This is a genomic window from Actinomadura sp. ATCC 39365 (genome assembly GCF_054392275.1).
In genome coordinates this window covers 1,198,564-1,215,133 of record NZ_CP184335.1, presented here as the reverse complement: position 1 = coordinate 1,215,133, position 16,570 = coordinate 1,198,564, and the positions used below count along the sequence as shown (strand labels likewise).

Annotated in this window: 14 protein-coding genes; 7 read left to right on the top strand and 7 right to left on the bottom strand. The window is 71.8% G+C overall.

The features are described from left to right. The first annotated feature begins 19 nt into the window (after positions 1-19). Genes ACNF49_RS06385 through ACNF49_RS06375 form a run of 3 tightly spaced genes read left to right on the top strand, consistent with a single transcriptional unit; the run spans position 20 to position 3,035 of the window. On the top strand, positions 20-1,306 hold the full coding sequence (locus ACNF49_RS06385; protein WP_482943074.1) for an ABC transporter substrate-binding protein: 1,287 nt from the start codon (positions 20-22) through the stop codon (positions 1,304-1,306). Next, positions 1,303-2,223: a carbohydrate ABC transporter permease gene (locus tag ACNF49_RS06380; protein WP_358004000.1), complete on the top strand. Its 921-nt coding sequence runs from the start codon at positions 1,303-1,305 to the stop codon at positions 2,221-2,223. Before ACNF49_RS06385 ends, ACNF49_RS06380 begins: the two co-directional genes overlap by 4 nt. Beyond that, the gene (locus ACNF49_RS06375; protein ID WP_357975107.1) at positions 2,220-3,035 is read left to right on the top strand and encodes a carbohydrate ABC transporter permease; all 816 of its coding nucleotides are present in this window, start codon (positions 2,220-2,222) and stop codon (positions 3,033-3,035) included. Before ACNF49_RS06380 ends, ACNF49_RS06375 begins: the two co-directional genes overlap by 4 nt. Here the strand turns inward: ACNF49_RS06375 and ACNF49_RS06370 are convergent. The 3 genes from ACNF49_RS06370 to ACNF49_RS06360 form a co-directional block, all read right to left on the bottom strand. Next, complete coding sequence (locus tag ACNF49_RS06370) at positions 3,025-3,855, bottom strand: SMP-30/gluconolactonase/LRE family protein (RefSeq protein ID WP_482943073.1); 831 nt, start codon at positions 3,853-3,855, stop codon at positions 3,025-3,027. The two genes, ACNF49_RS06375 and ACNF49_RS06370, sit on opposite strands and share 11 nt — an antisense overlap. A gap of 188 nt (positions 3,856-4,043) precedes the next feature. After that, complete coding sequence (locus ACNF49_RS06365; RefSeq protein ID WP_357975113.1) at positions 4,044-4,802, bottom strand: IclR family transcriptional regulator; 759 nt, start codon at positions 4,800-4,802, stop codon at positions 4,044-4,046. Between the two features lie 142 nt (positions 4,803-4,944). Beyond that, the gene (locus tag ACNF49_RS06360; protein ID WP_357975115.1) at positions 4,945-6,039 is read right to left on the bottom strand and encodes a sialidase family protein; all 1,095 of its coding nucleotides are present in this window, start codon (positions 6,037-6,039) and stop codon (positions 4,945-4,947) included. Positions 6,040-6,217: 178 nt separating this feature from the next. Here ACNF49_RS06360 and ACNF49_RS06355 point away from each other — a divergent pair, with 178 nt between their 5' ends. Next, complete coding sequence (locus ACNF49_RS06355; RefSeq protein WP_482943072.1) at positions 6,218-7,624, top strand: dihydrolipoyl dehydrogenase family protein; 1,407 nt, start codon at positions 6,218-6,220, stop codon at positions 7,622-7,624. Here ACNF49_RS06355 and ACNF49_RS06350 read toward each other — a convergent pair. From ACNF49_RS06350 to ACNF49_RS06335, 4 genes are all read right to left on the bottom strand, one after another. Continuing rightward, positions 7,612-8,022, bottom strand: coding sequence for an STAS domain-containing protein (locus ACNF49_RS06350; RefSeq protein WP_357975121.1), 411 nt, complete (start codon positions 8,020-8,022; stop codon positions 7,612-7,614). The two genes, ACNF49_RS06355 and ACNF49_RS06350, sit on opposite strands and share 13 nt — an antisense overlap. Before the next feature lie 126 nt (positions 8,023-8,148). Continuing rightward, the gene (locus tag ACNF49_RS06345; protein ID WP_357975124.1) at positions 8,149-9,147 is read right to left on the bottom strand and encodes a hypothetical protein; all 999 of its coding nucleotides are present in this window, start codon (positions 9,145-9,147) and stop codon (positions 8,149-8,151) included. Beyond that, positions 9,144-10,313, bottom strand: coding sequence for a hypothetical protein (locus ACNF49_RS06340; RefSeq protein WP_357975126.1), 1,170 nt, complete (start codon positions 10,311-10,313; stop codon positions 9,144-9,146). Before ACNF49_RS06340 ends, ACNF49_RS06345 begins: the two co-directional genes overlap by 4 nt. Before the next feature lie 105 nt (positions 10,314-10,418). Next, on the bottom strand, positions 10,419-11,714 hold the full coding sequence (locus ACNF49_RS06335; protein WP_357975128.1) for a cytochrome P450: 1,296 nt from the start codon (positions 11,712-11,714) through the stop codon (positions 10,419-10,421). A gap of 204 nt (positions 11,715-11,918) precedes the next feature. Here ACNF49_RS06335 and ACNF49_RS06330 point away from each other — a divergent pair, with 204 nt between their 5' ends. From ACNF49_RS06330 to ACNF49_RS06320, 3 genes are all read left to right on the top strand, one after another. Beyond that, on the top strand, positions 11,919-14,111 hold the full coding sequence (locus ACNF49_RS06330) for a transglycosylase domain-containing protein (protein WP_482943071.1): 2,193 nt from the start codon (positions 11,919-11,921) through the stop codon (positions 14,109-14,111). Between the two features lie 227 nt (positions 14,112-14,338). Next, entirely contained in the window at positions 14,339-15,310 is a 972-nt protein-coding gene (locus ACNF49_RS06325) for a LacI family DNA-binding transcriptional regulator (RefSeq protein WP_357975132.1), read from the top strand. Continuing rightward, positions 15,297-16,544, top strand: a complete 1,248-nt coding sequence (locus ACNF49_RS06320) for a serine/threonine-protein kinase (protein ID WP_482943070.1) — start codon at positions 15,297-15,299, stop codon at positions 16,542-16,544. The genes ACNF49_RS06325 and ACNF49_RS06320 overlap by 14 nt, the downstream gene beginning before the upstream one ends. The last annotated feature ends 26 nt before the right edge of the window (positions 16,545-16,570 follow it).

Below are 16,570 nucleotides of genomic sequence, written 5' to 3'. Positions count from 1 at the left end.
ACATCCGTGAGACCGCCCGATGAGGCCCCGTACGACCCTGGCCGTCGTCGCCCTGGCTCTGGCCGCGGCGAGCTGCGGCGGCGGAGGACAGGAACGGGCGAACGGCCCGGTCGAGATCACCATCTGGCACGGCCAGGAGGACACCTCGGCGAAGTCGATCGAGAAGCTGGTCGCCCGGTTCAACCAGAGTCACCCCGACATCAAGGTCAGCACCGAGTCCGGCGGCGCGACCGCAGACGGCATGCTACCCAAGATCACTGCCGCGCTCACCTCGGACGCCTACCCCGACATCGCCTACCTGTACGGCTCCTGGGCCCCCAACGTGGCCAGGAACCCCAAGACCGCCGACCTCACCTCCCACGTCAAGGACCCGACCGTCGGCTGGGACGACTTCTGGGCCAACGAGCGCGAGGCGGTCACCGTCCAGGGCAAGGTCATCGGCTTCCCCGCCGTGGTGGACAACATGGTCGTCCTCTACAACAGGAAGCTGCTGGCCAAGGCGGGCGTCAAGGCCCCCGGCCCCGACTGGACCTGGGACGACTTCCGCGACATCGCCAGGAAGACCACCGACGCCCAACAGGGCGTCTTCGGCACCACCTGGGCGATCAGCGGCGGCGAGGAGGCCGTCTGGGGGCTCTGGCCGCTGCTGTGGCAGGCGGGCGGCGACATCCTCACCCCCGACCACAAGAAGTCGGCGTTCAACTCCGCCGCCGGGCAGCAGGCGCTCGGCCTGATCCGGGGCATGGCCGTGGACGACAAGTCGGTCTACCTCGACTCCAGCCCGGCCGAGAAGGGCCAGAAGCTGTTCGAGTCCGGACGGCTGGCCATGTTCCTCTCCGGCCCCTGGGTCCTGCCCGACCTCCAGGCGGCCAAGGTCGACTACGGCGTCGCGCGGCTGCCCGGCACCAACGGCAACCACGAGACCGTCTCCGGCCCGGACAACTGGGTGGTGTTCGAGCACGACGAGCGCCGCGTCAAGGCGGCGACCACGTTCCTGAGCTGGCTGACGGCCGCGGAGCAGCAGCTCGTGTGGATGAGCGACACGGGCTCGCTGCCCATCAGGGAGTCGATCACCAAGCTGCCCGGCTACCAGGACTATCTGCGGAAATACCCGGGCATCGAGGTGATCTCCGGGAACCTGGCCAACGCCAAGCGGGTCAGGCCGCCGACCACCAAGTACCCCCGCGTGTCGTCCTTCGTCGCCGAGGCCATCGCGCAGGCGCTGCTGGGCAAGGCCGACGCCAGGACCGCCCTGGACGAGGCCGCGGCCAAGTCCGACGCGGTGCTGGCGGTGCCGGGCTCATGAGCAGCGCCGCCGTCGGCGCGCCCGCCGCCCGGCACGCCAGGAAGAGCCGCGGGCTCGGCGACCACGTCGCGGGCTGGTCGTTCGCGGGCCCCGCCACGCTGATCATCCTCGGGTTCGCGCTGGTGCCGATGGCGTGGGCGCTGGCGCTGTCGTTCACCGACTCCGACCTGATGAAGACGCCCGAGAACGTCGGCCTGGACAACTACCGGGCGCTGTTCCAGGACCCGGTGTTCTTCCAGGCGGTGCGCAACACCGGGCTGCTGCTGGTGCTCTACATCCCCGCCTCGCTGGTCTTCGGGCTGGTGGTGGCGGTGCTGCTGAACAGGAAGGTGCGCGGGATCGGGTTCTACCGGACCGCCTTCCTGGTCCCGTACGTGGCCTCGGCCACCTCGGCCGGCCTGCTCATGGGCTACATCTTCGACCGCGACTTCGGCCTGATGAACGGCGTGCTCGGCCGGCTCGGCCTGCCGCTCCAGGGTTTCCTGAGCAGCCCGTCACAGGCCATGTACGTGCTCACGCTGATCTTCTTCTGGACCAGGTTCGGCTTCGCCGTGGTGATCTACCTGGCGGCCATCCAGGAGATCGACAAAGCGGTGCTGGAGGCGGCCTCCATCGACGGCGCGGGGCGGTGGGCCACGTTCCGGCACATCATCGTCCCGTCCGTACGGCCGATCACGGTCTTCCTCGCGGTCTGGGGCGTGATCGACGCGCTGCAGTTCTTCGACCTGGTCATGACGACCACCCAGGGCGGCCCGGCCAGCGCGACCGTGACCATCGTCTACTACGTCTGGCAGCTCGCCTTCCGCTACTCGGCCGCCGGGTACGGCGCGGCCGTGGCGTACACGCTGTTCGCCGGGACGCTGCTGCTGATCGTCGTGGGCCTGGTGGTCGCGCGGCGGAGAGGGGCCGTGCGATGAGGCGACGCCTGCCCAGCAAGTGGCACCTGGTGCTGGCACCGATGTCGGTGGTGACGCTGCTGCCGTTCGTGTGGCTGGTGCTCAGCTCGGTCATGACGCAGGCCGAGCTGAACAGGTTCCCGCCGCCGATCCTGCCGGAGGGCATCGACCTCGGCGGCTACCGCACGGTCATGGAGCGCTCCGAATTCCCCCGCTGGTTCCTCAACAGCGTGCTCGTGTCGAGCGCGATCGTGGCGGCCCAGGTCGTGCTCTGCAGCATGGCCGGGTACGCCTTCGCCCGGATCCGGTTCATCGGCTCCCGGCTGACGCTGGTCCTGATCATCGCGACCGCGCTGATCCCGTTCCAGCTCACCGTGATCCCGACGTTCCTGATGTTCAGCCAGGCCGGGCTGGTGGACACGCTCGGGGCGCTGGTGGTCCCGCAGCTCAGCTCGTCGGTCGGGATCTACCTGATGACGTCGTTCTTCCAGTCCTTCCCGAGGGAGCTGGAGGAGGCGGCGCGGATCGACGGGTGCACGCGGGTCGCGCTGTTCTTCCGGGTGGTGCTGCCGGTCGCCAAGCCGGCGCTGGCGGCGCTCGCCGTGATCACGTTCATCACGGCCTGGAACGACCTCTTCTGGCCGCTGGTGGTGATCAACTCCGAGGCGAACTACACCGTGCAGGCGGGGCTGACCACGTTCCAGGGCCAGCACCGGGCCGACTGGCCCGCGATCATGGCGGGCACGGTGCTGACCACGCTGCCGGTGCTGGCCGTGTTCCTGTTCGGCCAGCGCCGGTTCGTGCAGGCGCTGACCGGGGCGGTCAAGGGGTGAGGCCGCGGTAGGGATTGGCGGGCAGGCCGGTGTGGGGCGTGCGGCAGCGCCACAGCTCCCCGCCGGCGCCGCCGTCCCAGGCGGTGGTCACGTAGAGCACGTCGAGGTCGGGGCCGCCGAAGGCGCAGCTCGTCACGTTGGCCGCGGGGACCTCCACGGTGAGGTCCGTACGCCCGTCCGGCCGCAGCCGTACCACCGCCGCGCCGCCCCACAGCGCGACCCACACGTGGCCGGCGGCGTCCACCGTCAGGCCGTCGGGGCCGGGGAGGGCGGCGAACGGCCGGCGGCCGTCGAGCGTGCCGGTCGCCGGGTCGTAGTCGAAGACGTCGATCCGGTCGGTCGCGGTGTCCACGTAGTACATCAGGCGCTCGTCGGGGCTCCAGCCGACGCCGTTCGAGATCGTGACGCCGTCCAGCACCTTGTCGCACGTACGGTCCCGGGCCAGGCGGTAGAGCGAGCCCGCGCCGGGGGTGTCGTCCTCGGCCTTGGTGCCGGCGAAGAAGCGGCCCGCGCGGTCGCAGGCGCCGTCGTTCATCCGGTTGCCCGCGGGCTCGGGCGGCCGGGCGACGAGCTCGGTGCGGCCGTCCGCGTGCCGGGCGAAGCCGTCCCTTAGGGCCAGCATGAGGCCGCCGGAGGCATGGGGCACGGCGACGCCGACCGGCTGCCCCAGCTCGATCGTCTCCCGCTCGTCGCCGGCCGGGTCCAGCCGGTGCACGTGGCCGGCGGGGATGTCGACCCACAGCAGGGTGCCCGTGGCGGCGTCCCACCTCGGGCCCTCCGCGAGGGTGGCACGGGGGACGGGGACCTTCTCCAGCTTCATGCCCTGTGTCCTTCTGGTCCGTGATACGGAATGGGATTCCGCATTCTTTCCGACCGTAGCCGGTCGGGGTCCCTTTGGGGAGAGGGGGACGAGCCGGCGCCACCGTACGGCGGGGAGCCGAGCGCCCGGCGCTGCGGGGTGTCGGGGGGCGGCGGTGCGGGGGGGCGGCAGGCGGGGTGTGGGTGGGGTCAGACCTGGGCGGAGATGGCGCGGCGGAGGCCGTGGCCGACCTCTTCGAGGCGGGCGACCGACATGCGGTCCTTGATCGCGGTCACGCTCACCGCCGCCACCGGCGCGGTCTTGCCCAGGAAGACCGGCGCCGCCACGCACCGCACGCCCGGCTCGTTCTCCTCCAGGTCGAGCGCGTACCCCCGCTGCCTGACCTGGTCGAGGTGGACGGCCAGCTTGGCGGGGTTCGTGATGGTGTTCCTGGTCCTGGCGGACAGCGGCCCGTAGCGCTCGGCCCACGCCTTGACCGCCTCGTCCGTCGGGTACGTCCAGGCCAGCAGCGCCTTGCCCACCCCCGTGCAGTGGGCCGCGTTGCGCCCGCCGACCACCGAGGTCATGGTGATCGACCGCACCGCCTCGACCTTGTCCAGGTAGACGACCTCGCCGCCGTCGAGCATGGCCATGTGCACGGTCTCGGAGAACTCCTCGCTCAGCCGCAGCAGCAACGGCCGGACGAGCGTGCGCAGGTCCATCGTCTCGTAGAACCGGAAGGCCGTGGCCAGCATCTCGGTGCCGAGGAAGTACGGCCCGCTCGGCTCCGGCTGGGCCGCGAAGCCCCGGTGCTTCAACGCCCCGAGCAGGCGGTGGAGCGAGCTCTTCGGCAGCCGCAGCCTGGTGGCCAGCTCGTCGAGCGTCACTCCCCTGCTGTGTCTCCCGATCTCCTGCAGGATCAGCAGGGCACGATCGACGCTCCCCACAGGGGACTGGGTCTCAGCCACTGAACTCTCCCTCGCCTGTTCCGCTGATCGGAATGCTAGCGCGTAATGCGGAACACTCCGCACACGCGGTCGCACAGTGGTTGTCTCAGCGTAGTCAGCACAGCCCTGTGTCAGCACAGGGCTCAGGGAAAGGAACGGGCGGCTACGCCCGGCGGGGGTCGAGCTCGGCGACCGGGAGGCGCCGGAAGGCGATGCTCTCGTACGGCCCGAAGTCGCCGGTCTCGAACAGCAGCCCCACCGTGTCGTCGTCCACCCTGACCAGGTCGGAGTAGGCGGCGGGCAGGCCCGACACGGTGTGCACGGGATGCCAGGTGACCCCGGCGTCGGCGCTCGCCCGTACCGTCATCAGCGCCCGCGCGTCGGGCGCGGCCGGGCCGGAGAACAGCAGCACGCCGGGCGGCTCGCACCACAGCACGCTGCCCTCCACCACCGGCCCCACCAGCCCGGCCTGCGGGCGGAAGGGCAGGTCGAGCCGCTGGCCGCCGTCGGAGGAGCAGGCGTCGGCGCGGGTGCCCGGCGCGGCGGAGTCCGTCCTGGCGTTGAGGTAGAGGCGGCCGTCGGGCAGCTCGGTCGCGGTGGTCTCGTTGACGTTGACGTAGCCGTCGGGGTTGTCGTCCACGTAGCCGATGCGCCAGGTACGGCCGCCGTCGTCGCTGAGCAGCGCGTGGCCGCCGTTGTACCGGCCCTCGGTGCCGTCGTCCGAGCCGGACGGGGGCAGGGAGTGGTTGCCCGGCACCACGACGCGCCCGCTCCGGAGCCGGACGGCGTGCCCGGGGCCGGTGGCGTACCAGCGCCACTCGGGGCGCTTGACCTGCGCGGTGATCTCGCGCGGGGCCGGCCAGGTGACCCCGTCGTCCGTGCTGACCTGGACGAACACCCGCCGCCCCGCGGCCGCAGGCACCTGGCCGCGCCTGATCTTCTCCTCCGTCGCCGACGGGCCCTGCCGGACGGTGACGAGCAGGATCCGGCCGTCGTCCAGCACCACGGGCGCGGGGTTGCCGACCGTGCCGCGGTTCGGTTCCGTGGCGACCACCTGGAGCGGGCCCCACGTCAGGCCGCCGTCGGACGACCGCCTGAGCACCAGGTCGATGTGCCCCGAGTCCCCGGCCGACCCCCGCCGCCCCTCGGCGAAGGCCAGGACGGTCCCCGCCGCCGTCACCACGGCGGCCGGGATGCGGAAGGTGTGATAACCCTCGGACGCCGCCCGGTACACCACGGACGTGGGGTGCGCAGTCATGCGGGCACGCTAGGCCCTCGGGGTTAACGCCGCCCGACCACCGGCGGAACATCTCCGGCACCGGGCCTCTGCCTGGGCTTTCCGTTGTCCCCCGAAAGGGTTGCGGCCCGTGGCCGACGCCGCCGCCTCGGGCGGGACATGAAAGAGTGCGAATCGACGACGAGTGTGGGGAGGCAGCGTGGCTGAGGAGTTCGACGTCATCGTGATCGGGGCCGGTCCGGCGGGCGAGAACGTCGTCGCGCGGGCGGTGCGCGGCGGGCTGAGCGCCGCGATCGTCGAGGAGCGGCTGGCCGGCGGCGAGTGCTCCTACTGGGCGTGCATCCCGAGCAAGGCGCTGCTGCGGCCGGTCGACCTGGCCGGCGAGGTGTCCCGGGTGCCCGGGCTCTCGCTCGGGCCGATCGACGTGGCCGCGGTGCTCGCCCGGCGCGACGAGGCGGTCTCGCGTTATGACGACTCAGGGCAGGTGGGCTGGGTCGAGGGCGTGCCCGCGGAGTTCGTCCGCGGCAGGGGGCGGCTCGACGGCGAGCGGCGGGTGGTCGTCACCACCCCCGACGGCGGCGAGCGGGTGCTCACGGCCCGGCAGGCGGTCGTGCTCGCCACCGGCAGCACGGCGGCGGTCCCGCCGGTGCCGGGCATGGCCGAGGCGAAGCCGTGGACCAGCCACGAGGTCACCGCCGCGAAGAAGGTGCCCGAACGCCTGGTCGTGATCGGCGGCGGCGTGGTCGCCTGCGAGATGGCGCAGGCCATGCACGGGCTCGGCGCGCGGCAGACGACCGTGCTGGTGCGCGGTGGCGGGCTGCTCGGCAGGATCGAGCCGTTCGCGGGCGAGCTGGTCGCGCGGTCGTTCGGCGAGGCGGGCATCGACGTGCGCCTGCACACCGACGTGGTCAGGGTCGAGCGGCCCGAGCCGGGCGGCAAGGTGACCGTGCACCTGTCGGAGGGACCGCCGCTGGAGGCCGACGAGCTGCTGGTGGCCACCGGCCGCAAGGTCGCCACCCGCGGGGTCGGGCTGGACACGGTCGGACTGCCCGACGACGCGCCCGTCGAGGTCGACGACAGCATGCGGGCCACCGGCGTGCCGGGCGGCTGGCTCTACGCCGTCGGCGACGTCAACGGCCGCGCGCTGCTCACCCACATCGGCAAGTACCAGGCCAGGATCTGCGGCGACGTGATCGCGGCGCGGGCGCACGGCGACGACCTGCCCGCCATGCGCGACCTCGCCGACGGCTTCGGCGTGCCGCAGGTGGTCTTCACCGACCCGCAGGTCTGCGCGGTCGGCCGTACGGAGGCCGAGGCCAGGAAGGCCGGCTTCCGGGTGCGCGCGGTCGAGTACGACCTCGGCGCGGTCTCGGGCGCGTACCTGCTGGGCGACGGCTACCGGGGCCGGGCCAAGGCCGTGGTGGACGAGGACAGGAAGGTGCTGCTCGGCGTCACCTTCACCGGTCCCGGCGTCGGCGAGCTGCTGCACGCCGCCACGATCGCGGTCACCGGCGAGGTGCCGCTCGACCGGCTCTGGCACGCCGTGCCGTCGTTCCCGACCGTGAGCGAGATCTGGCTGCGGCTGCTGGAGACCTACGGCCTGTAGGCGACGTCCGACGTCCCCCCGGGCCAGGGCGGGGGGACGGGCGGCGGGATGGTGCCCACCGTCAGCTCCGCCACGGTCTCGTCGACGCTGCCGCGCAGCTCGACGTGGGAGAGCAGGTCCGTCAGCCGCAGCACCGACAGCAGGTGGTCGGACGGGCTGACCACGATGATCCGGCCGCCCGGCTCCGCCTCCATCCGCTGGATCGCCGTGGCCAGCACGCCGATGGCGGAGGAGTCGTAGAAGACCAGGTCGGCCAGCTCGAAGACGAGGACGGGACCGGGCGACCAGTCCCACACCGTGTTGATGTGGGCGCTGAACCGGACCCGTCCCGCGTGGTCGAGCTCGCCCGTGGCGCGCATGACCGTGCACTGCTGATGCCGGATCGTCTCGATGCTCAAACCGTTCCCGCCCACCCATGACAACTGCCCTCTGAGCGGCGTTATCACAGGTGATCGCCAGTTTTCCCGCCAAAACGGCGGACTTTCACCGGCTGTCGCAGGTCACACGGGTCAAGGAAGCTCCCGCTAGTCCGAGGTGCCGGACTCCAGCGTCGGCAGGACACCCGGCACCCGCTCGATCACCACGAGGAACGGCGAGACCGTCGGGCTCGGCAGGACGAGCTCGGTGACGTTCCCGTGGACGGTCTGCCCGAAGGGCCCGGCCACGCCGTCCCTGAGGCTGTAGACGCGCTCCACCGTGGGGGCCGCCGTGCCGAGGAGCTTCCTGGTGGCGTGCCGCAGCCAGCGCAGCTCGCTGTTGACCCGCCGCCAGGTCGCCGGGATCATGCTGGCCGCCTCCGCCTTCGTGCCCAGCCGCAGCGTGATCCGCCCGCTGGCCCCGAACGTGTCGCGCAGCACCGGGTTGACCAGGAACATGCCCGACCGCAGGACGCGCACGCCCTGCCGGTTGACGTTGGCCAGGCCGCCGCCGCTGATCAGCGAGGACAGCTCGCAGCGGGAGCCGTCGAGCGTGTCGGGGTCGTAGTCGACGGCGGGCGGCTCCTCGAACACGATCTTGTCCAGCCGCAGCCCGGCCGCCCCGTCGGCCTGGACCCTGCCGGACAGGAACGTGCGCACCTCGTCGCCGACGCCGTCGCCCTCCATGATGTCCAGGGCCTCGACGCAGATCAGGCCGTCGTCCGGGATCTCCTCGGGGGTCAGGTCGAAGGCCACGCGGGCGTGCGGGTTGCGGCCGCGCAGCAGCACGCACTGGCGCAGGCGTCCCTGGGAGCGGATCTGGACGCATCGGGGCGTCGTGAAGTCGGGGCCCGTCCTGCCGGTGTGCCAGCCGCTGACCGACCGCTCGTCCATGGACAGCGACATCTGCACCCGCAGCGGCCGTCCCTGCGCGGACACCTTGAAGCCGACCAGCCCGGACGTCTCGAACCTGCCCACGATCTGGCTGCCCCGGTGCAGCCGGTCGATCACCTGCAGCGCGGGGAACCGCCCGCTGGTCACGTGGGCGGGCGGGATCGCGGGCAGGATCACCGGGTCGAGCTCTGTGCTGGGTCCTGTTCCGGTCATCGGGCGCTCCTCGCGGGGGTCAGTGTGGCCTTGGCCAGGTCCTGGAAGTCGAATCGGGTGAGTACGGGGTCGCGGCGCTCCCACATGCGGCGCACCGCGTCGAAGAGCGGGTCGCCGTCGCGCTCCGCGTGCCGCAGGGCGACCGCCAGGGCCCGCGGATAGTCGGGGCCGAGCTCCCAGCGCGGCAGGATCTGGGTGGGCACGTCGGCGCCGCAGCGTCGCAGCCACAACCACAGGCGGGCGCGCTCGCGCTGCTCCGGGCCGAGGATCGTCTCCGCCTTGCCGTGCACGGCGACGGCCTCGCCGAGCCGGTCGCGCAGCTCCTCCGGCGTGCGCGCGAGGTGGGTGGCCCCGCAGGCGGCGCCCTCCGACCAGCCGGCCTGGATGACGGGGACGCCGAAGGCGGGCAGGTCGCTGCCGCCGAACGTGACCGCGACGTCGGTCATGCTCCACAGGATGTTCGGCGACAGCAGGCCGGAGCGCAGGCGGTCGAGGAACAGCCAGTTGGCCGACTCCTCGGCCTCCGCGTACCGCTCGGCCTCCTCGAACAGCTCGGTGTCGCGGCCCGGCATGTGGCCGAACACCGTGACCGTGGGCCGGCCGGGGTCGAGGCGCAGCCTGGAGCAGCCGTAGAGGCGGAGCTGGCGGCGTTCGGTGTCGGTGCGGACCTGGTAGCCCTCCTTGGCCCGCCAGGCCGTACGCTCGGCGCTCGGCCGGATCGCCTCCCTGTTGGGCCAGACCTGGCGTTCGAAGAACTCCGCGACCCGGCCGGGCAGCTCCTCGCCGAAGGAGACGGGGGTCTGCCCCGGGAACAGCGCGTACGCCTGCAACGACCCGGTGCCGTGCACGTGCACGACCGGGATGTCGGTGCGCACGCCGGGATCGATCCGGCTGGTGACGAGCGCGTCGGGCGGCCCCAGATCGGCGGCGGCCCCGAACGCCTCGGCCAGCGGCCGCCACCGCGGGTCGGTGAGCACGACCAGCCGGGCCGACAGCAGCCCGCACACGGCCTTGGCGACCAGGACGGTGCGCACCACCACCCGGACGTCCTCGTCGAACGCCTCGGCCACCACGCAGCCCGTGTCGCCCGCGCCGTCCCCCCAGTACGCCCTGGCGGCCGCGACCAATTGATCGACCTGCTCCTCGTCGTCCACGACACGACGCATGAAACCCTCCACCAAGGCCGGAAGAATCGCCCTGGTGAACGTTGCCAGACCCTCGCGCGCGCACCCGCGCGACAACACGCTTCTTTGCCCGGCGCTGGCCGAATCTCAGACGGCCTCGACCTGGTCGATGACGAAACGGCTGTTGGGGATGGCCGGGGCGCGCCACGACGGCATGCGCAGGTCCTGGGCCGGCACGCCGTACGTCATCCAGCGGGTCAGCGCGGTCACCGCCAGCTTCATCAGGTCCACGGTGATCCACTCGCCGGGGCACCGGTGCCCCTCGTAGTGGTCGCCGCCGCCCTGGGGGACGAAGTCGTACTCGCCGCCGTCCCATTCGGCGAACCGTTCCGGGCGGAACTCGCCGGGGCGGTCCCACAGGCGCGGGTCGTGGTCGATGCCGTACAGGTCGAGCAGCGTCCGCCGGCCCTCGGGGAAGTGCTCGCCGTTCCAGGTGAACGGCTTGGCCACCTTGGCGGCGACGAACGGGAAGAACGGATAGAACCGGCGTACCTCCTGGACGAAGTGCTCGACGAACTGCTCGTCGCCCTCGCGGACGCGCTCGTAGTACTCCGGGTGGGCGTGCAGGGCCATGGCCGCGAACGTCACGAACCTGGCCACCGCCACCGTGGGCCGCAGCACGTTGTGCAGCTCGACGGCCGCGGTCCTGGCCGGGAGCAGGGTTCCGTCGGGGTCGCGGTAGCCCGCGATCAGGCCGGTCACCGTGCCGGCGAAGCGGCCGGGGTCGTCGCGGGCGAAGCGGATCAGGCCGGACAGCCACAGGTCGCCCTTGATCCTGGCGTACCGGCCGCGCAGGTAGCGGGCGCCGAGCCCGCCCGCGCCCTCTATGGCCGCCTGGAGGGTGGCGGTGACCTCGGGCACCCGCGCGGGCGGCAGCGGCACGCCCGTCCAGTCGCAGACCGCCTGGCACAGCAGCCTGCTGACCTCCTCGTACAGGACGACCCGCGGCATGCCCTCCCAGGCGCGGATGCGCTCGCGCCAGCGGCGGCCGGCCAGCTCCGCCAGCCGGTCGCGGCCCTCCCGGCCCATCAGCGACATGAACATGGCCTTGCGCGCCCGGTGGGTCTCGCCGTCGAGCGCCTGCACGCCGTTCCTGCCGAACAGCGTCGCCTGGAGCCGCCGGGGGGCGGCGCCGTCCCGGACGAACAGCTCGGAGTCGTAGAAGACCTCGGCGGCCTGGGCGCCGGTCATGCAGATGGTCGGCTGGAGCAGGAGCCGCGTCTCGAAGACGTCGGAGCCGAGCCGCCGCGCCCGGTCGCCGATGAAGCGGTACGGGTCGAGCAGCACCGTCAGGGTGTCGTCCAGGACCGGCCTCCGGCGGGGAGCGGTGACCGGCTCACGGACCCGCGCCTGCTCGCGTGGCAACACTCGGTGAGAAGTCATGACCACGCCCTATCCCCGCAGACCCACAGGAAACGAATTCGACGGGAAACCCGGCGAACCAAATCCCGTGCTTCGGCGTCTCACCCGGGGTAGAAGCATCCACCGCCGGCGCGCGCTTCGTCTTTTTACAGAGAGCAGGTCATGGGCGGGTTTAGGATGCACCCAAAAGCCGAGATGGGGAGGTTTTTCCGCATGGGTTCCCGAATGTCGAGCATCGTGCGCCTGACCGGGGCTGCGATGGCCGCGGGAGTGGTGGCCGCGGCCATCGCATTGCCGGCGGTCGGCGGCACCGGAGCGATGTTCGTCTCGGCGTCCGAGGAACTGAACATCAAGCCGGAAGACCTCAAAGAACCGCCGCTCGCCGAGAAGACGACGGTCCTCGACGCCAAGGGCAACCAGATCGCCCAGTTCTACGAGGAGTACCGCGAGAACGTCTCGCTCGACCAGGTGGCCGACATCATGAAGACGGCCATCATCTCCATCGAGGACTTCCGCTTCTACCAGCACGGCGCGATCGACATCGAAGGCACCGCGCGAGCCCTGGCCAAGAACCTCACCTCGGGCGGCATCGCCCAGGGCGGCTCCTCCATCACCCAGCAGTACGTCAAGCAGGTGCTGCTCAACTCGGCCGTCACCAAGAAGGAGAAGAACGCCGCCCTTGAGGCCAGCTACGCGCGCAAGCTCAAGGAACTGCGGTACGCGATGGCGGTCGAGGAGAAGTACAGCAAGGACGAGATCCTCGGCAAGTACCTCAACATCGCCTACTTCGGCGCCGGCGCGTACGGGATCGAGGCGGCGGCCAAGCGCTTCTTCGGGGTGTCGGCCGCCGAGCTGACGCTGCCCCAGGCGGCCGCGCTGGCCGGCGCCGTCCAGGACCCGAACAGCACCGACCCCAACCTGGGCAAGGAGGCCCAGGCGCGGCTGCTCCAACGGCGCAACGTGGTGCTCGACAGGATGCTCGAACTCAAGAAGATCACGCCTGAGCAGCACGACGAGGCCAAGTCCAAGAAGCTCGGCTACAAGGGCACCCCGCTGCCCGGCGGCTGCGGCGCCAGCCCGTACCCGTACTTCTGCATGTACGTGCGCAACGAGATCCTCAGCAACCCGGCCTTCGGCAAGACCAGCAAGGCCCGCACCCAGTTCCTCAACCGGGGTGGCCTGACGATCAAGACCACGATCGATCCGAAGATGCAGAAGGCCGCCGAGGAGGCCATCAAGAAGCACGTCTACGCCTCCGACAACCCGGTCGCCTCCGAGGCGCTGGTCAAGCCGGGCACGGGCGAGATCAAGGCCATGGCCGCCAGCCGCAAGTACGGCAACTCCAAGCGCAAGCACGAGATGTCGTACAACGTGGTGGCGGACGCGGTGCACGGCGGCGGCGTCGGCTTCCAGGCCGGCTCGACGTTCAAGACGTTCACCCTGCTCACCGCGCTCAAGCAGGGCATGAAGATCAACGACGGCTTCAACGTGGGCAGCGGCTACACCGCCCCCAACTACTGGGCGTTCAAGAACTGCAAGGGCCAGAACGTCGGCGACCCGAGCCACACCGTCACCAACGACGAGGGCGGCGGCGGCTTCAAGTCGCTGGCCACCGGCACCTGGGGCTCGGTGAACACGTTCTTCATGACGCTGGAGCAGAAGGTCGGCCTCTGCAAGGTGGTCGAGACCGCCAAGTCGCTCGGCATCAAGCGCTCCGACGGCGGCAAGCTCCAGGAGTTCGAGACGTTCACGCTCGGCATCAACGAGATGGACCCGGTGACCGTGGCCACGGCCTACGCGGCGATCGGCGCGCGCGGCAAGTACTGCCCGCCGACGGCCATCACCCAGATCACCGACCGCAACGGCAAGGTGACCGAGTACAAGCCCAAGTGCACGCAGGCGTTCGACCCCGAGGTCGCCGACGCGGCGGCGAACATCCTGTCCGGCGTCTTCACCAAGGGCACGATGCGCGCGGTCGGCGGCATCGGCCGTCCGGCGGCGGGCAAGACCGGCACCACCGACGACCAGGCCACCGCCTGGTTCGCCGGGTTCACCCCCGACCTGGCCGGCGCGGTCAGCATCGGCGACCCGCGCGGCTCGACGACCCACAAGCTGAACGGCATCACCATCGGCGGCCGGTACTACTCCTCGGTCTTCGGCGCCTCGATCCCCGGCCCGATCTGGAACGCCACCATGAAGGCCGCGCTCAAGGGCACCCCGGCGACGGCCTTCACCCCGGTCGACTCCTCCCGCTTCGGCGGCTGCGGCCAGGGCTGTGCCCCCCGCAGGCAGGAGCCCGACGACAGGGACCAGGGCTTCACCGACGTCAACCCCAACCCCGACGGCGACTTCGGCCCCGGCCAGGGTTACCAGAACGGCGACGGCAACGGTCACGGCCGCGGCCGTGGCAGGCGCTAGGGACAGGCGACAGGGGTATCCGGCGCGTCCCGGATACCCCTAACGGATGGTCAATATGCCGTGATCCACCTGCGGCGGGAAAACCTCCGGCGGTGACCACCGCCCCCACCTGAGCAGATTCGGCGGGCGTCCGCACACGCGGGCGCACCCCCTGCAAAGGCCCTATTAACAGCGGCGAAACATTGGTAACGTGGGAGCGCTCCCAGGATCTTTCCGCGAGGTGCTCCATGACCGAGCAGCCCACACTGGCACAGGTGGCGGCCGCTGCAGGGGTTTCCCCCGCGACCGCATCTCGAGTCCTCACGGGCTCGGTGCGGGTCAGTACCTCGACCCGCCGGCAAGTCTACGACGCCGTCTCCCGCATGGGCTACGTCCGACAACGCGCGCCCAGGGGCAGCGCCGCCAAGACGCTGACCGACGGCGTCACGGCGGTGATCTGCGACCATCTCCCCCGCCTGTTCTCCGAGCCCTACTACGCCAGGCTCCTGTCCGCCGCCGGAGCGGTGATCGCCGAGCACGGCACCCACCTCATGGTGACGACCGTGACGCCCACCTCCTCCACGCTCCCCTCGCTCTCGGGCGCCGTCCTCATCGTCGGCGCGCGCGAGCGCCATCCGCTGGCCATCAAGCTGTCCACCGCCGGCATCCCGGTCCGCAACATCGGCCGGCCGCCCCACGACCTCAAGCTGCCCTACGCCGACGTGGACAACCTCGACGGCGGCCGGCAGGCGGCCGAGCACCTGCTGTTACAGGGCCGCAGGAACGTGGCGGCCATCGGCGGCCCGCCCTCCCTGCCCGCCGCCCGGGACCGGCTCGAAGGGCTCGTCCGCACCCTGCAGTCGGCCGGCGCCCCCGACGTGCCCGTGGCCTACGGCGACTTCACCGCGGCCTCGGGCACGCACGCCATGCAGTGGCTGTTACGCCACGCGCCCGGCCTCGACGCCGTCTTCGTCGCCTCCGACCTGATGGCGGCCGGCGCGATCCAGGCCCTGCGCCGAGCCGGGCGCAAGGTGCCCGCGGACGTCGCCGTGATCGGCTTCGACGACGCCCCCGTGGCCCGGCACACCGTCCCGGCGCTGACCACCATCCGCCAGCCCGTCGAGGAGCTCGCCACGGTCGCCACCCGCCTGCTCCTGACCGGGGCGACGGGGATCGACCCCGTCCTCCCCACGGAACTGGTCATCCGTGAGTCAGCTTGAACCGGGGGACGTGCTGGCCCGGCGGTACCTGCTGCTGGACCCGCTGGCCCACGGCGGCATGTCGGTCATCTGGCGTGCCTTCGACCAGTCGTTGCAACGGCTGGTCGCGGTCAAGGTGCTGACCGCCTCGCTCCACACCGACCACGGCGAACGCGTCCGGGTGCGCAGCGAGGCCCGCGCCGCGGCCCGGTTCATCCACCGGGACTCGATCGAGATCTACGACTACGGCGAGACCGTCACCGCGAAGGGCGGCGTGGCCGCGTACGTGGTGATGCCCCTGCTCGACGGCACCCCGCTGGCCGAGCGCATCGCCGAGGGGCCGCTGCCGTGGACCGAGGCGGCGGCCATCGCCCTGCGGCTGGCCCGCGTGCTGATGGCCGGGCACGCCCGCGGCCTGGTCCACCGGGACGTCACCGCCGAGAACGTGCTGCTCACCGCCGACGGCCCCAAGCTGCTCGACTTCGGCATCGCGGCCTGGGCCGGCGACCCCGACGACGACCGCGGCACCCCTCCCTACGTCGCCCCCGAACGCCTCCTCGGCGTCCCCACCCACCCGGCCGTGGACGTGTACGCCCTGGGCGTGCTGCTGTTCGCCATGCTCACCGGGCGCACCCCGTACCCGGAGACGACCTGGGAGGAGATCGAGGCGGCGCGCCGGACCGATCCCCCGCCCCGGGTGACCGGCGTCCCGCACGGCGTCGCCTCGCTCTGCCAGAGCTGCCTGGCGCACCTGCCCGAGGAGCGGCCCACGGCCGAGGAGATCGTCGCCGCGCTGACCTCGGCGCTCGGCACGGCCGGGGTCGCCCGGCAGGTGCGACGCGGGCTCACGGTGGCGGGGTCGGCGCTGCTGGCGCTCACCGTGCTGCTGTGGTTCCAGCGGTCCGAGCCGGAGCCGGTGCTGTCGCCGCAGGTCACACCCTCCTCGGCGCGGTCCCCGGCGCCGTCTTCCGCGCCGCCGGCCTCCCGGGCCACGTCGGTCACCGTCGAGCAGGCCGTGGACGGCTTCCACGACTCGCTCGAAGATGGCGAACCGTGCGACGCGACCGACGCGGACGTGGTGCTCGACCTCAAGCAGGTGCTCGACTCGCTGGTCCGCGGCCCCGCGGTCACCGGCACGGCCGCGGTGCGGCGCAAGGTCGCCGACCGGGCCAGGGAGGGCCGCCCGGCCCCCGCCTGCCGGGCGGAGCTGGAGGCCAGGCTCAAGGTGATCGACCGGGCCATGAAACCCGGCTGAGGGGTACGGCGGTATCCGCACCCCTC

Bases quoted from the DNA above. Each gene is read 5' to 3' on its own strand.
- ACNF49_RS06385 (WP_482943074.1), top strand. From the start codon at position 20: ATGAGGCCCCGTACGACCCTGGCCGTCGTCGCCCTGGCTCTGGCCGCG.
- ACNF49_RS06380 (WP_358004000.1), top strand. From the start codon at position 1,303: ATGAGCAGCGCCGCCGTCGGCGCGCCCGCCGCCCGGCACGCCAGGAAG.
- ACNF49_RS06375 (WP_357975107.1), top strand. From the start codon at position 2,220: ATGAGGCGACGCCTGCCCAGCAAGTGGCACCTGGTGCTGGCACCGATG.
- ACNF49_RS06370 (WP_482943073.1), bottom strand. From the start codon at position 3,855: ATGAAGCTGGAGAAGGTCCCCGTCCCCCGTGCCACCCTCGCGGAGGGC.
- ACNF49_RS06360 (WP_357975115.1), bottom strand. From the start codon at position 6,039: ATGACTGCGCACCCCACGTCCGTGGTGTACCGGGCGGCGTCCGAGGGT.
- ACNF49_RS06345 (WP_357975124.1), bottom strand. From the start codon at position 9,147: ATGACCGGAACAGGACCCAGCACAGAGCTCGACCCGGTGATCCTGCCC.
- ACNF49_RS06340 (WP_357975126.1), bottom strand. From the start codon at position 10,313: ATGCGTCGTGTCGTGGACGACGAGGAGCAGGTCGATCAATTGGTCGCG.
- ACNF49_RS06335 (WP_357975128.1), bottom strand. From the start codon at position 11,714: ATGACTTCTCACCGAGTGTTGCCACGCGAGCAGGCGCGGGTCCGTGAG.
- ACNF49_RS06330 (WP_482943071.1), top strand. From the start codon at position 11,919: ATGTCGAGCATCGTGCGCCTGACCGGGGCTGCGATGGCCGCGGGAGTG.
- ACNF49_RS06325 (WP_357975132.1), top strand. From the start codon at position 14,339: ATGACCGAGCAGCCCACACTGGCACAGGTGGCGGCCGCTGCAGGGGTT.